General features: G+C 71.3%; 13 protein-coding genes. 6 read left to right on the top strand and 7 right to left on the bottom strand.

Features of this window, described 5'->3' with window-relative positions; all coding sequences use genetic code 11:
- Positions 1-42 precede the first annotated feature (42 nt).
- Positions 43-1,314 (top strand): beta-ketoacyl-[acyl-carrier-protein] synthase family protein, encoded by a 1,272-nt coding sequence (locus OIC96_RS33275; RefSeq protein ID WP_330304307.1) that lies wholly within the window; start codon positions 43-45, stop codon positions 1,312-1,314.
- Positions 1,315-1,480: 166 nt separating this feature from the next.
- Here OIC96_RS33275 and OIC96_RS33270 read toward each other — a convergent pair whose 3' ends face one another.
- Positions 1,481-1,975, bottom strand: coding sequence for a DUF3145 domain-containing protein (locus tag OIC96_RS33270; protein WP_330304308.1), 495 nt, complete (start codon positions 1,973-1,975; stop codon positions 1,481-1,483).
- Positions 1,976-2,219: 244 nt separating this feature from the next.
- On the opposite strand from OIC96_RS33270, the gene OIC96_RS33265 reads away from it, so the two are divergent.
- A complete protein-coding gene (locus OIC96_RS33265; protein ID WP_330304309.1) occupies positions 2,220-3,122 on the top strand; it encodes an SGNH/GDSL hydrolase family protein in 903 nt (300 codons plus the stop codon).
- Between the two features lie 10 nt (positions 3,123-3,132).
- Entirely contained in the window at positions 3,133-4,113 is a 981-nt protein-coding gene (locus OIC96_RS33260; protein WP_330304310.1) for an aldose epimerase family protein, read from the top strand.
- Positions 4,114-4,143: 30 nt separating this feature from the next.
- Here OIC96_RS33260 and OIC96_RS33255 read toward each other — a convergent pair whose 3' ends face one another.
- Positions 4,144-5,097, bottom strand: a complete 954-nt coding sequence (locus OIC96_RS33255; RefSeq protein ID WP_330304311.1) for a hypothetical protein — start codon at positions 5,095-5,097, stop codon at positions 4,144-4,146.
- Between the two features lie 122 nt (positions 5,098-5,219).
- Complete coding sequence (locus tag OIC96_RS33250) at positions 5,220-7,679, bottom strand: beta-glucosidase family protein (protein WP_330304312.1); 2,460 nt, start codon at positions 7,677-7,679, stop codon at positions 5,220-5,222.
- 102 nt (positions 7,680-7,781) lie between these two features.
- Here OIC96_RS33250 and OIC96_RS33245 point away from each other — a divergent pair, with 102 nt between their 5' ends.
- Positions 7,782-8,357 (top strand): TetR/AcrR family transcriptional regulator, encoded by a 576-nt coding sequence (locus OIC96_RS33245; RefSeq protein WP_330304313.1) that lies wholly within the window; start codon positions 7,782-7,784, stop codon positions 8,355-8,357.
- Positions 8,358-8,389: 32 nt separating this feature from the next.
- Here OIC96_RS33245 and OIC96_RS33240 read toward each other — a convergent pair whose 3' ends face one another.
- The 3 genes from OIC96_RS33240 to OIC96_RS33230 all read right to left on the bottom strand — a co-directional run bounded on the left by OIC96_RS33240 (position 8,390) and on the right by OIC96_RS33230 (position 10,037).
- Positions 8,390-8,719: a YrdB family protein gene (locus OIC96_RS33240; RefSeq protein ID WP_330304314.1), complete on the bottom strand. Its 330-nt coding sequence runs from the start codon at positions 8,717-8,719 to the stop codon at positions 8,390-8,392.
- Positions 8,720-8,786: 67 nt separating this feature from the next.
- The gene (locus OIC96_RS33235) at positions 8,787-9,179 is read right to left on the bottom strand and encodes a RidA family protein (RefSeq protein WP_330304315.1); all 393 of its coding nucleotides are present in this window, start codon (positions 9,177-9,179) and stop codon (positions 8,787-8,789) included.
- Between the two features lie 45 nt (positions 9,180-9,224).
- Positions 9,225-10,037: an NAD(P)-dependent oxidoreductase gene (locus tag OIC96_RS33230; protein ID WP_330304316.1), complete on the bottom strand. Its 813-nt coding sequence runs from the start codon at positions 10,035-10,037 to the stop codon at positions 9,225-9,227.
- A 58-nt stretch (positions 10,038-10,095) separates the two neighbouring features.
- On the opposite strand from OIC96_RS33230, the gene OIC96_RS33225 reads away from it, so the two are divergent.
- Both OIC96_RS33225 and OIC96_RS33220 read left to right on the top strand, forming a co-directional pair.
- Positions 10,096-11,067: a LysR family transcriptional regulator gene (locus tag OIC96_RS33225; RefSeq protein WP_330304317.1), complete on the top strand. Its 972-nt coding sequence runs from the start codon at positions 10,096-10,098 to the stop codon at positions 11,065-11,067.
- Positions 11,068-11,180: 113 nt separating this feature from the next.
- A complete protein-coding gene (locus tag OIC96_RS33220; protein WP_330304318.1) occupies positions 11,181-12,485 on the top strand; it encodes a pyroglutamyl-peptidase I family protein in 1,305 nt (434 codons plus the stop codon).
- A 48-nt stretch (positions 12,486-12,533) separates the two neighbouring features.
- Here OIC96_RS33220 and OIC96_RS33215 read toward each other — a convergent pair whose 3' ends face one another.
- Positions 12,534-13,364, bottom strand: coding sequence for an EI24 domain-containing protein (locus tag OIC96_RS33215; protein ID WP_330304319.1), 831 nt, complete (start codon positions 13,362-13,364; stop codon positions 12,534-12,536).
- Positions 13,365-13,420: the final 56 nt, after the last annotated feature.

Below are 13,420 nucleotides of genomic sequence, written 5' to 3'. Positions count from 1 at the left end.
TGGCGCCGCTGAATCCTCGTATCCGTTGGAGAAAGAATTCCCGTGAGCCCGACCAATCGCACCGTGGTCGTCACCGGTATCGGCGCAACCACACCGCTGGGTGGCGACGCAGCCTCTACCTGGGAGGGCCTGGTCGCCGGCAAGTCCGGTGTCCGTCCTCTCGAGCAGGAGTGGGCCGCCGACCAGGCGGTCCGTATCGCGGCCCAGATCGCCGTGGAGCCGGGCGAGGTCATTCCCCGCCCGCAGGCCCGCCGCCTCGACCGCTCGGCGCAGTTCGCGCTGATCGCGGCCAAGGAGGCCTGGGCGGACGCCGGTTTCACCGACAAGGCGGGCGAGGACACCAGCGTCGACCCCGACCGGCTCGGCGCCGTCATCGCCTCCGGCATCGGCGGCGTGACGACCCTGCTCGACCAGTACGACGTGCTGAAGGAGAAGGGCGTACGCCGTGTCTCCCCGCACACCGTGCCGATGCTGATGCCCAACGGCCCGTCCGCCAACGTGGGTCTGCTCGTCGGCGCCCGCGCCGGTGTGCACACGCCGGTCTCCGCCTGCGCGTCGGGCGCCGAGGCCATCGGCTACGCCATCGAGATGATCCGCACCGGCCGTGCCGACGTCGTCGTCGCCGGTGGCACCGAGGCGGCCATCCACCCGCTGCCCATCGCCGCGTTCGGCAACATGATGGCGATGTCCAAGAACAACGACGACCCGCAGGGTGCCTCGCGCCCCTACGACGTCGCCCGCGACGGCTTCGTCCTCGGTGAGGGCGCCGGCGTCCTCGTCCTGGAGTCCGCCGAGCACGCCGCGGCGCGCGGTGCCCGGGTGTACGTGGAAGCGGTCGGCCAGGGCATCTCCTCCGACGGCCACGACATCGTGCAGCCGGAGCCCGAGGGACGTGGCATCGCGCAGGCGTTGCAGAACCTGCTCGACAGCACCGACCTGGACCCGGCCGAGATCATGCACGTCAACGCGCACGCCACCTCGACGCCGGCCGGCGACGTCGCCGAGCTGAAGGCGCTGCGCAAGGTCTTCGGCGACGACACCGACCACTTCGCGGTCTCCGGCACCAAGTCGATGACCGGTCACCTCCTCGGTGGTGCGGGCGGCATCGAGTCCGTCGCGTCCGTCCTCGCGCTGTACAACCGGATCGCGCCGCCGACCATCAACGTCGACAACCTCGACCCCGAGGCCGAGGCGAACGCCGACATCGTGCGCGGGGAGGCTCGCAAGCTGCCTGTCGAGGGCCGCATTGCTGCCCTGAACGACTCGTTCGGGTTTGGTGGGCACAACGTGGTGCTGGCGTTCCGGACGGTCTGATTTTGGCTTGGCTGTACTGAACGGTTGTGGCCCGGACTCCTTGGTGGAGTTCGGGCCACTTCTGTTTGTGGGTTCGGTGCGGGCCGGTGGGAGCTTGTCGCGCAGTTCCCCGCGCCCCTAAAGGGGCGCTCCTGCACAGGGCGGTCAAAAGCCAGACGCCTGTAAGTCACACCACCTGGTGGAGCCAGCGGACCGGGGCGCCCTCTCCCGCGTAGCGGAAGGGTTCCAACTCGTCGTCCCAGGGCTTGCCCAGGAGTTTGGCGAGGTCGGACTCCAGGTCCGTCTCGCCACGCTGGGAGCGGAGGAGCGCGGCGCGGAGGCGGTCCTCGGGGATGAGGATGTCGCCGTGGATGCCGGTGACCGCGTGGAAGATGCCCAGTTCGGGGGTGCAGCTGTAGCGCTCGCCCTCGGCGGTGGGGCACGGTTCGGCGGTGACCTCGAAGCGCATCAGGTGCCAGCCGCGCAGCGCGGAGGCGAGCTTGGAGGCGGTGCCGACCTCGCCCTTCCAGGAGAACTCGGATCTCCAGGTGCCCGGCGCGGCGGGCTGCCGGATCCAGTCGAGGTTCACGCGCGTGCCGAGCACCCCCGCGACCGCCCACTCGACGTGCGGGCACAGCGCGCGGGGCGCGGAGTGCACGTAGAGAACTCCACGTGTCGTCACTGGGGCCTCCGGACAGAGCGAGACATCTTGTAACTTAGCGGAACGGCAGTGGCAGGGCGGCCACGGGGCGAGGCTACCGTGCGGCGGCGCAAGGAGTGTGACGTACCGTCGGTCCCAGCGCCCAGAAACACTGAGGTTTCACCCATGGGGACGCGGTGCTGACCGACCGTGTCCGACGCGATGCCGACCAGTCGTGTCCAACGGGTGCTGATCAACCCTGCACAACGAACGAGGGGACCAGGGGATGCGGAACCGCAGTCACCGTTCACGGGCCGTCCTCGCCATCGCGGTGGCGGCTCTTCTGGGTGTCGCCGGGTGCGACGCCACCGGTGGCAACTCCCCCGCGCCAAGAGGCACCACCGCGAAGGGGCTGCCCTCCCTCAAACCCACGCCCACCTGGGACCGCAGCCCGGAATCCGTCGCCGCGGTCGGTGACTCCATCACCCGCGGCTTCGACGCGTGCACCGTGCTGTCCGACTGCCCCGAGGTGTCCTGGGCGACCGGCAGCGACACTCAGGTCAACAGTCTCGCCGTACGGCTGCTCGGGAAGGCCGGGGCCGCCACGCACAGTTGGAACTACGCGGTGACCGGCGCGCGGATGGCGGACCTGCCCGGGCAGATGGCGCAGGCGGCGACGAGGAAGCCGGAGCTGGTCACGGTGATGGCGGGCGCCAACGACGCCTGCCGCTCGTCCGCGTCGGCGATGACCTCCGTGGCCGACTTCCGCGCCGAGTTCGAGGACGCGATGGACACGCTGCGCAGTGCCCTGCCCAAGACTCAGGTGTACGTGTCGAGCGTGCCGGACCTGAAGCGGCTGTGGTCCCAGGGCCGCACCAACCAGCTCGGCAAGCAGGTCTGGAAGCTGGGCATCTGCCCCTCGATGCTGGGCGACCCGGACGCCCTGGACACGGCGGCGACGCTGCGGCGCGGCAAGGTGCAGGACCGGGTGGAGGCGTACAACAAGGTCCTTGAGGACGTGTGCGCCCAGGACCGGCGCTGCCGCTTCGACGGGGGCGCGGTCTTCGACTACCGCTTCGGTACGGATCAGTTGAGTCACTGGGACTGGTTCCACCCGAGCAAGGACGGACAGGCGCGGCTCGCCGAGATCGCCTACCGCACCGTCACCGCACGCAGGCCCGTGACCTAGGGTTTCCCTCATGAGCGAACTTTTCGGCACACTTTCCGACGGCACCCCCGTCCACCGCTGGACGCTGGAGCGGGCCGGGGTCCGGGTGCGTGTGCTCACGTACGGCGGGATCGTGCAGTCGGTCGAGGTCCCGGACCGGGACGGGCGGGTCGTGGACGTGGTGCTGGGCTTCCCGGACCTGGCGGGTTACGTCGCCCATCCGGAGCCGTACTTCGGGGCGCTGGTCGGCCGGTACGCGAACCGGATCGGGGGCGCCCGCTTCTCGCTCGACGGGGTGACCTATCACCTGGAGCCGAACAACGGGCCGAACTCCCTGCACGGCGGCAGCGGTGGCTTCGACAAGCGCGTGTGGGACGCGGAGCCGGTCGGACACGGGGTGCGGCTCACCCGGATCAGTCCGCACGGCGAGGAGGGCTTCCCGGGCCGCCTGGAGGTCTCTGCGACGTACACGCTCGACGAGGGCGGCGCGCTGCGGATCGCGTACGAGGCGGTCACCGACGCGCCGACCGTGGTGAACCTGACGCACCACACGTACTGGAACCTGAGCGGCTCGGGCAGTGCGGGCGGGCATGAACTCCGCCTCGACGCTTCCCGGTTGACGCCGGTGGACGCGGATCTGATCCCGACCGGGGAGTTCGCCTCCGTCGAGGGCACGCGGTTCGACTTCCGGCAGGCGCGGAAGGTCGGCGCGGGGTACGACCACAACTTCGTGCTCGACAAGGGGATCGGCGAAACCCCCCTGGAGATCGCCGAGTTGTACGACCCCGCCTCCGGGCGCGTGCTCACCATGGCGACCACCGAACCCGGGATGCAGCTCTACACCGCCGACCACCTCGACGACTCGCTGCCGTACGCGCCCGGCGACGGCATCGCCCTGGAGACCCAGCACTTCCCCGACTCCCCGAACCGGCCGGAGTTCCCGAGTACGGAACTGCGGCCGGGCGGGGTGTACAGGTCGGCGACCGTGTTCGGATTCGCCGTGCGTGACTGAGCGGTCCCCGAGACCGCTCGGTTCCGGAGGCTACGCGTTCTCGCCGCGCATCCGCTTGGTCGCCTTGCCGAGGACGGACATGGCGCCCAGGCAGATCGCGGTGACGGTGCCGCCGATGGCGATGGGGAGCGGATCGAAGCCCTTGATCCCGTTGAACAGGATCAGCGCCCCCAGCCCCATGATGACCGAGTACAGGCTCTGGCCGACCCTGGCACCGGCCGGGACGACCTGGAGCAGCTGGGGGATGGTCGTCGCGGCGGCGATCCCCATGCCGAGCGGGATGAACGCGGCGAGCATCAGGCCGCCGAAGCCGAGCGAGTTCCCGTACGCGCCCCAGTCGGCGCCCTTGACGAGCAGATAGCCGACAGCGCCCAGGGACAGCAGGACGAGGACGCCATTGACGTACGCGGCCTGTGTGGCCGCCTTGCGGGCGCTGGGCAGATGCGCGGCCGGGGAGCGCCAGGCGTCCGGGGTGAGCCGGCGCAGCTGCTCCTTGAGGCCCCGCGCCTTCAGCAGCGAGAGGACGCCGACGACCAGGCCGGCGAGGCCGAGCGCGGTGCCCGCGAAGCCGATCGGCTTCTCGGTGATGCCGTAGTGGGCGCCGCCGAAGGTCAGCGGGATGCCCAGGACGAATCCGTACGCGTACACCTTGGTGGTCTTCTGGATCTGCACCACCAGCTCGCGCTGGCCCGCGCTCAGATTCGGGTCCAGCGCCATCTGGCCCTCGCCCAGGTTCTGTTGGGGGGCCATCGGCTGCTGGGGGTACCCCTGCTGTTGCGGCGGGTAGGGCTGGTACGCCTGCTGGGGCGGGTACGGCTGCTGAGGGTATCCCTGCTGGGGCGGGTACGGAGCCTGCTGCTGGGGCGGGTAGTAGGGCTGCTGGCCCTGAGGCGGGCCCTGCTGCCCCTGATACGGGCCCTGCTGGCCGCCGTACGGACCCGGCTGCTGCGGCGGGTAGGGACCTTGTTGCTGACCTGGATACATGCGCTTCTCCCCCGAACAGGCGTGTGTCGGCCCGCGAGTCTGCCACACCTGGCTGAAACAGCGAGCCCCGGTCCGGAGGTCAGGTTCCGGACCGGGGCTGGTCTTGGAGGCGTTCTGCGCCGTTACGCCTCGATGATCGTGCTCAGTCGGCAGTCGATAAGGGAACGACCTGCCCGAACCTCGTACGAACCCTTCACATATGCCCACGAGCGGGCGTTCTCATCCCAGATCTCGAAGGCGCGGCGCGGAAGCTCGACGACGGCCTCGACGCTGTCGCCCGGTCCGGCCTCCACACCCGCGAATCCCGCGAGCCGGCGGGCGGGCCGCTCGGCGTCGGCCTCCACCGGGGCCAGGTAGACCTGGACGACCTCACGCCCGGCGCGCTCGCCGGTGTTGCGGAGGCGGATCGTGGCGGTCGTCCCGTCGACCTCGATCGACTCGTACGTCCAGTCGGTGTAGCCCAGGCCGTGCCCGAAGGCGTACGAGGGGGTCTTCCCGGCCTTCTCCCAGGCGCTGTAGCCGATGAACACACCTTCGCTGTACGGGAGTTCGCCGTCGGCCGGGATCACCTGGGTGACCGGGGCGTCCGCGAAGGAGCCCCAGGTGCTGGGCAGCCGGCCGCCCGGCTCGTGGGCGCCGGTGAGGACGTCGGCGAGCGCGGCGCCGCCCTCCTGGCCGGGGAACCAGCTGAGCAGTACGGCGGCGACCTCGTCGCGCCACGGCAGTTCCACCGGGGAGCCGGAGTTGACGACCACGACGGTGTTCGGGTTGGCGGCGGCGACCGCGTGGACCAACTCGTCCTGGCGGCCGGGGAGTCGGAGGTCCTTGCGGTCGAAGCCCTCGGACTCGACGCGGTCGGTGGTGGCAACCACGACGACGGCGGTGTCGGCGGCGCGGGCTGCCTCGACGGCCTCGGCGATCAGTTCGTCCGCGTCGCGCTGCGGCTCCTGGTGGGCGAGCGAGAAGCCGACGACCTTCATCGGGATGCCCTCGGGGAGCGTGACCACATGGGTGAGGGAGACCTCGACCGGCTCGCCCGCGGTGAGTTCGGCCTGGGCGCGGGGCACGGGGGCGCCGAAGAACGCCTCGAAGGGGTCGTCCTTGTCGGTGCGCTGGGTGTCGTCGAAGTACGTCGTGCCGTCGACGGTGAGGGTGAACGCGCCGAGGCCCTTGATGCCGAAGGTGTGCGGGCCGCTGTCGCGCGGGGTGAAGCGGCCGGTCAGCTCGACGGTGTGGAGGGTGTCGTGGGTGACTCCCTCGGGCAGGTCGTCGCCCATCCACTGGATCTGGCCGTTGGGTGCGGAGCCGCTGCCGATGATCTCGCCGTTCGCGTCACGGCAGACCGCGCGCAGCTCGAACCCCTTGTCGGCGACGGCGAGTTCCTCGGTCGGGTCGGCGCCGACGGTGTACGTCAGGCTGCCCTCGGGGAGGGCGGCGGTGAGGCCGTCGAGGGGCGAGACGATCCGGGAGGGGAAGACGGTGGCGGAGCCGCCGCCGAGGACGCGGGCGTCACGGGCGGCGGCTCCGGCCAGCGCCACCGTGCCCGGCTTCAGGGGCAGTGCCTTGTTCCCGTCGCGCGCCTCGTTCCGTACGAGGACGAAGGAGCGGCGGGCGATCTCGCGGGCCAGTGCCTCGCCGTCGACGGGAGCGGGAGGCTCGGTGACGACCGGCTCGGCACCCTCCAGGATGCCGACGCGGGCGGCGAGGCGCAGGACGTTGCGGACGGCCTCGTCGACCTTGGCCTCCTCGACCTCGCCGGCGCGCACGGCGGCGGCGAGCGGTGCGCCGTAGACGGTCTGCGGGCCGGGCATGGCGACGTCGAGGCCGCCCTCGATCGCGCCCTTGGTGGACCGGGCGGCCATCCAGTCGGAGACGTTGAAGCCGTCGAAGCCCCATTCGCCGCGCAGGATCTCGTTCACGAGGTAGCGGTGCTCGGACATCGTGGTGCCGTTGACCTGGTTGTAGGCGGTCATGATGCCCCAGGGGTGGGCGTTCTCGACGATGGTCTCGAAGGGGGCCAGGTACAGCTCGCGCAGGGCGCGTTCGGAGACGACGTTGTTCACCGTGAAGCGGTCGGTCTCGGCGTCGTTGGCGACGAAGTGCTTGACGGTGGTGCCGACGCCGCCGGACTGCACGCCCTGGACGTATCCGCTGCCGATCGCGCCGGTGAGGTACGGGTCCTCGCTGTACGCCTCGAAGTGGCGGCCGCCGAGCGGGGAGCGGTGCAGGTTGACCGTGGGCGCGAGGAGGACGTGGACCTTCTTGCGGCGGGCCTCCTGGGCGAGGAGGGTGCCGGCGCGGCGGGCGAGGTCCGGGTCCCAGGTGGCGGCGAGCGCGGTGGGGGACGGGAGCGCGATGGACGGGTCGTCGGCGGTCCAGTGGACACCGCGGACGCCGATGGGGCCGTCGGACATGACCAGGGACTTCAGCCCGATCTCGGGGAGCGCGGGCAGCGACCACATGTCCTGGCCGGACAGCAGCCGGGCCTTCGCGTCCAGGTCGAGCCTGCCGAGGGCCGCCTCGACGGCCGTCTCGCGCTCCTCGTCGGCCGGGGTGGGCCTGGTTCCCGGGGTTCCCGCCATCGCGGTGCCTCCTCGTTGAGTCCGTTCGGTGGCTCCATCCTGCACCCGTTACCTGTAGAGCGGTAGGTTTCGTTACTTTGCCGTTATATTGAGGGTGATCGGATGCCGTACGGTGACGCCATGAACGCGAGGACCAGGAGTGAGGAGCGCCGCGCGGAGATCGTGCGGGCGGCCCTTGAGGTGATCGCCGAGCGCGGCTACCGGGGCGCGAGCCTCGCCTCGGTCGCCGAGCGCGTGGGCCTCACCCAGCAGGGGCTGCTGCACTACTTCCCGACGAAGGACGCGCTGCTCGTCGCCGTGCTCCAGGAGCGGGACCAGTGGGACGCGGTGCCGGACACCCAGTGGCGGGTCGATCTGCTCGCCTCGCTCGTCGAGTACAACGCCATGCGGCCCGGGATCATCCAGACCTTCTCGGCGCTCCTCGGCGAGAGCGTCACCGAGGGGCATCCGGCGCGCGGTTACTTCACCGAGCGGTACGCGCGGGTGCGCGCGAGCATGGCGGCGGTCCTGCGCACGGAGTACGGCGACCACCTGCCGAACGGCCTCACCCCGGAGCGCACCGCCCCGCTCCTCGTCGCGGTCATGGACGGCCTGCAGTACCAGTGGCTGCTGGACCCGGAGTCGGTCGACATGCCGGGCGCGTTCCGGGACTTCCTGACCCTGCTGGGCGAGGGCTGAACCCGCCCGCTACGGAGAACCGAACCCGTCGGCTACTGAGCCCAGTTGACGGCCAGCGTCTTGCTCACCGCGCAGACGGCGGCGAAGGCGATCGCCCAGCCGTAGGCACCGGCCAGGACCAGGGCGGCCACCCCGGCCCCGAACCAGAGCAGCTCGAAGCCGACGCGGACCGCCCCGCGCGTCTTGTACGTCGCCTTCTGTGAGCCGAACAGCGCCCACAGCGCGATCAGTACGGCCGGGGCGCCGAGCCCGAGGAGCCAGGCGAGCGGCATGGCCACATCGCGGGTGAAGCCCCAGTACCCGGTGGCCGCGAGGGCACCGAGTTCGATGAGGAAGAGGACGCCCAGGTTCGCTGCCTTCATGCGCGGCAGTATCACCCGGAAGGGATCACTCCGACCCCGGAAGGGATCAGTCCGGCCTTGGAAGGGATCACTCCCCCGCGGCGGCCACCGCGGCCACGACCTCGACCTCGATCAGGGCGTCCGGCTTGAAGAGGCGCGCGGCCTCGAAGGTCATGCTGGTGGGGGCGGTTCCGGTGAGGAACTCCCGGCGCACGGCGCCGTATTCATGGAGCTTGTCGATGTCGGTCAGATACGTACGGATGTTGATGATGTCGGCGAGCGTCGCGCCGTGGGCCCCCAGCAGGGCGTCGATGGCCTCGAAGACGCCACGGCTCTGCGCGGCGAGGTCCGCGCCGTCGGCGACCTGGCCGGAGAGGTACAACAGGGCGCCGCCGCCGGGGAGTTCGACGCGGGCGACCTGGGAGTAGTAGGCGTTGGCGGGCTGCGGTGCGGAGGCCGGGTTGTCCAGGGTGATCTGCATGGCGTTCCCTCAGTGGGCTCAGTGGGCTCAGTGGGCTCAGTGGGCTCAGTGGGAGTGACGGATGTGGGCGACGGCCTTCGCGATGTCCGCGTGGGCGACCTCCGGGTCCGCGGCGGCACGCCTGAAGTGGTCCAACACCGCCTCCATGACCGGGAGTCGGGCCGCTTTGGTCGCCAGGTCGGCGTCCTTCACGGCGAGCGAGGTGTCGAAGCGCACGCCTTCGGCGAAGGCGCGGCCGACGACACCGCCGAGCGGGCCGTTCGCGAGGGTGGTGCGCGCGGTGTCCTCGTCGATGCCGAGCGCGTCCGCGAGGACCATGGCCTCCGCGACGAGGGCGACTCCGCCGATGACGGCGGTGTTGACGACCAGCTTGAGCGCGGCGCCGGAGCCGAGCGGTCCGGTGCGGGTGACGGTGCCGAAGTGCGCGAGCACCCGCTCGACACCGGCCACGTCACCGCCCGCGAGGATGCCGAGCTCGCCCGCGGCGGCCTTGTCGGTACTGCCCATGACGGGCGCGTCGACGAGCGTCACGCCCTCCCCCAGCCGGGCGGCCAGCTCCTTGACCACGTCCGGGCCGACCGTCGACATCTCCACCCAGTACGCGCCCGGCCGCAGCTCCGGCACGACGGCCTCCGCCACCGCGTCGAGCGCGGCCGGGTCGGCGAGCATCGTGATCACCACGTCCGCGTCCCGCACCGCCTCGGCCGGGGAGGCGGCGAGGGTCGCGCCCTCGGCGACGAACGGCTCCGCCTTCGCGGGAGTCCGGTTCCAGACCGTCAACGGGTGCCCCGTACCGAGGAGTTGGCGGGCCATGCCCGCGCCCATGTGACCGAGTCCGAGAAATGCGATCTTTTCCATGTACGGGACGCTAGGCGCGCAGCCGCGATGCGACAAGCGAATGTCTAGCATGAGTGCCATGCCGAACCCGCATGCCGTAACGCCGCACGTCACTCCCGCCGCCGCTCCCGCCGCCGCTCATGACACCCCCGACCTCTCCACCACCTGGCTGCGGGTCTTCCTCGACGTCGCCCGGCTCGGTTCGTTCACCGTGGCCGCGCGGACGCTCGGGTGGACGCAGTCCGCGGTGTCGCGGCAGATCTCCTCGCTGGAGGCGGCGCTCGGCGGGGCGCCGCTCTTCGACCGGCTGCCCCGGGGCGTACGGCTGACGGAGGCCGGGCGGGTCCTCGTGCCGCACGCCGAGTCGGTGGTCGAGCGGCTGCACGGCGCCGGGCGGGAACTGGCCGCGCTGCGGGAGGCGGCGGGCGGGCGGCTGCGGGTCGGCGCCTTCGCCACGGCGGACGCGGCCCTCGTACCGCGGGCCATCGCGGCGTTCCGCGCCCGCCGTCCCGGGGTCCGGCTCACCCGCGAGGAGGGCTTCACCCCCGTACTCCTGGACCGGCTGACCGCCGACCACCTCGACCTGGCGGTCGTCTCGACGACGGGCCGCGCCCCGCTGGACGCGTACACCCTGCACCACCTCCTCGACGAGTCCCTGTACGTCGCCGTCCCCGCCGGTCATCCGCTGGCCGCCGAGCCCTCCGTACGCCTTCCCCAACTCGCCGACGCCGACTGGATCTCCGGCGACTCCCGCCCCGAGGGCACCCTCCTCGACGCGGCCCTGCGGCACGGGTTCCGGCCGCGCGTCGCACATGTCGTGGCGGAGTGGACCGCCAAGCAGGGCTATGTCGCCGCCGGTCTCGGCGTGACCCTGATCCCGGCGCTCGCCGCGGAGTCCGTACGGCCGGACATCGCGCTGCTCCCCGTACTCGACGAGGACGCGCCGGCCCGGGCGGTGTACGCGGCGACGATACGCGGGCGGTCCCTGACACCGGCGGCGGAGGCGTTCCTGGCGGCGCTGCGGGAGTCGGCGGCGAGGATCCCCGCCTGAACCTGAGGGTCACGTGATCCCCAGGGGTCACACGCCATGGCGTACGCCGCTTCCGTCACGGGATACTGCGGCCGTCCGACAGCTCCCCACGGCGACGGAAGGCTTGAACTCCCTTGACTCACATACGTGCACGGATCGGCGTCCTCGGACTGGCCCTGGTGGCGGGGCTCGCGACAGCACCCGACGCGTCGGCCGCCGCCTCCTCCGCCACGGTCGAGGAACAGCGGCTCGACAAGGCCGCGCCCCAGGAGATCCTGCGCCGCTCCGGATTCGACACCGTGACACCGGAGTTCGCGCGGGCGCTGGGCCGGGCCGACTCGTACGCGCAGGCCCGGCACGTCGTCGTACAGCAGGGCGCGCGGCTGTGGCGGCGGGCCGTCGACCGGGCGCAGGGCCGGGGTCCGGCGGGCGGGGATCTCAGCCGGGACGACGACCGGCCGCTGTACTGGGCACGGCTCGGCATGACACGTGAAGTACGTGCGTGGGAGCCGGAGTTCGGCCTCACGGACACCCAGCGCGCCCAGCTCCTCGACGCCCTGGAGCAGAACTCGCGCGGCCAGAACGCCATCCGCTACCCGCACACCAAGGGCGTCAAGCGGATCCTGGTCACCGGCTTCGACCCGTTCACGCTGGACCGCGACATCCGGATCTCCAACCCGTCCGGGGCCACCGCGCTCGCCCTCGACGGTACGACGATCCAGACCGCGGACGGTCCGGCGCGCGTCGAGACCGCCATGTTCCCGGTCCGTTGGCAGGACTTCACCGACGGGGTGGTGGAGCGGACGCTGCGGTCGTATCTGCCGCACGTGGACCTGTTCACGACGGTCAGCCAGGGCCGCGTCGGCCGCTTCGACGTGGAGCGGACCAACGGGGCCTGGCGGGGCGGCTACCCGGACAACCTGAACCTTCCGGTGACCGAGACCGTCCCGGTCACCGACCCGGCCTCGCAGCCCCAGTGGACGTCGACGACCCTCCCGTACAAGGAGATCGTCGCCGCGAACACCGGCCGTTTCCCCGTGTACGACAACACGTCGGTGACCGAGATCCCGGCTGGGGGTACCTCCCAGGCATTAAGCACTGGGGGAGGAACCGATCCGGTCGTACGGCCCGACGGCCCGACCGAGGGCTCCACGGCCCGTGCCGGGGGCGGCGGCAACTACCTCTCCAACGAGATCGCCTACCGTGCGACCCTGCTCCGCGACCGGCTCGGGCTGCACGACAGCCTGCCGGGCGGGCATGTCCACACGCCTGTGCTGCAGTTCGGCACGGGGAACACGGACCCGGCGACGGGGACGGTCACCGACGCCGAGTTCGTTCAGAACAGGCTCGACATCATCGCGCAGGTGCGGGCGATCCTGACGGTGGCCATGGACGCGAGCACGTCCGCCGTCAGTGGGACGGCGCGAACGCGAGGCTGATGCCGAGGCCGGCCAGGACGGTGATGACGGCGACGGCGAGTATCTCGGTCACGGGGTGGCGCCCTGCTGGGTGGAAGCGTCCGCGTCTGCTGCGGACTCGTCTTCGGAGTCGTCCTCGCCGGTGGCCTCGCCGGTTTCCTCACGGAGGAGGTCGCGGGCCATGAGGGTGGCTCCCGCCACGGCGCCCGGCATCAGGAACACCGCGACGAACGGGACCAGAAAGGCCAGGCCCAGAGGGGTGCCGAAGCCCCACACCAGCATCTTGCGGGAGCGCAGCAGGGTGAGGCGTTCGCGGAGGTCGACGCGGCGGCGTTGCAGGGCCACGGCGGTGAGTTCCTCGGTGAGGAAGAAGCCGGTGACGAAGAAGCCGATCACCGGGACGACGGTCTGGCCGATGAACGGGACGAAGCCGAGGGCGAAGAGGAGTGTGGCCCACAGGACGGCGCGTACGACGATACGGAGGCTGTCCCGTGCCGAGATCCACAGTTCGCGCCAGAGGGGGAGGTCCGACTCGGGTGCGGTGCCGTCCGGGGAGACGTCGCGGTCCACCTTCTCGGAGAGGTTCTCGTAGAACGGCTGGCCTATGAGGAGGGTGACCGCGGTGAAGGTGAGGACGGCGAGGAGGAGGGCGAGGGCGAACAGTACGGCGGTGAGGAAGCCGCGGAACAGTCCCGCCCAGGGGCTGGACCAGTCGTCGGCGAACGGGGTGGCCCAGGTGACGAAGTCCTCGCCGTACAGGGCGAGCCCCACCAGTGCCCCCACATACAACACCAGCGTGATAAGCCCCGGCACCAGCCCGAACCCATACTGCTTCCCATGCCGGGCCACCCACCGCTGCCCCTGCACCAGGTAGCTGAACCCCACCCCAAGATCGCGCATGGGGGAACTGTAGCTTTCTCGCCCCCGCCGCCCCTACCCGTCCCATCCCGTTCCTG

It is taken from the genome of Streptomyces sp. NBC_00775 (assembly GCF_036347135.1).
Classification (GTDB): domain Bacteria; phylum Actinomycetota; class Actinomycetes; order Streptomycetales; family Streptomycetaceae; genus Streptomyces; species Streptomyces lutosisoli.
This window is presented reverse-complemented; position numbering and strand designations above follow the sequence as displayed.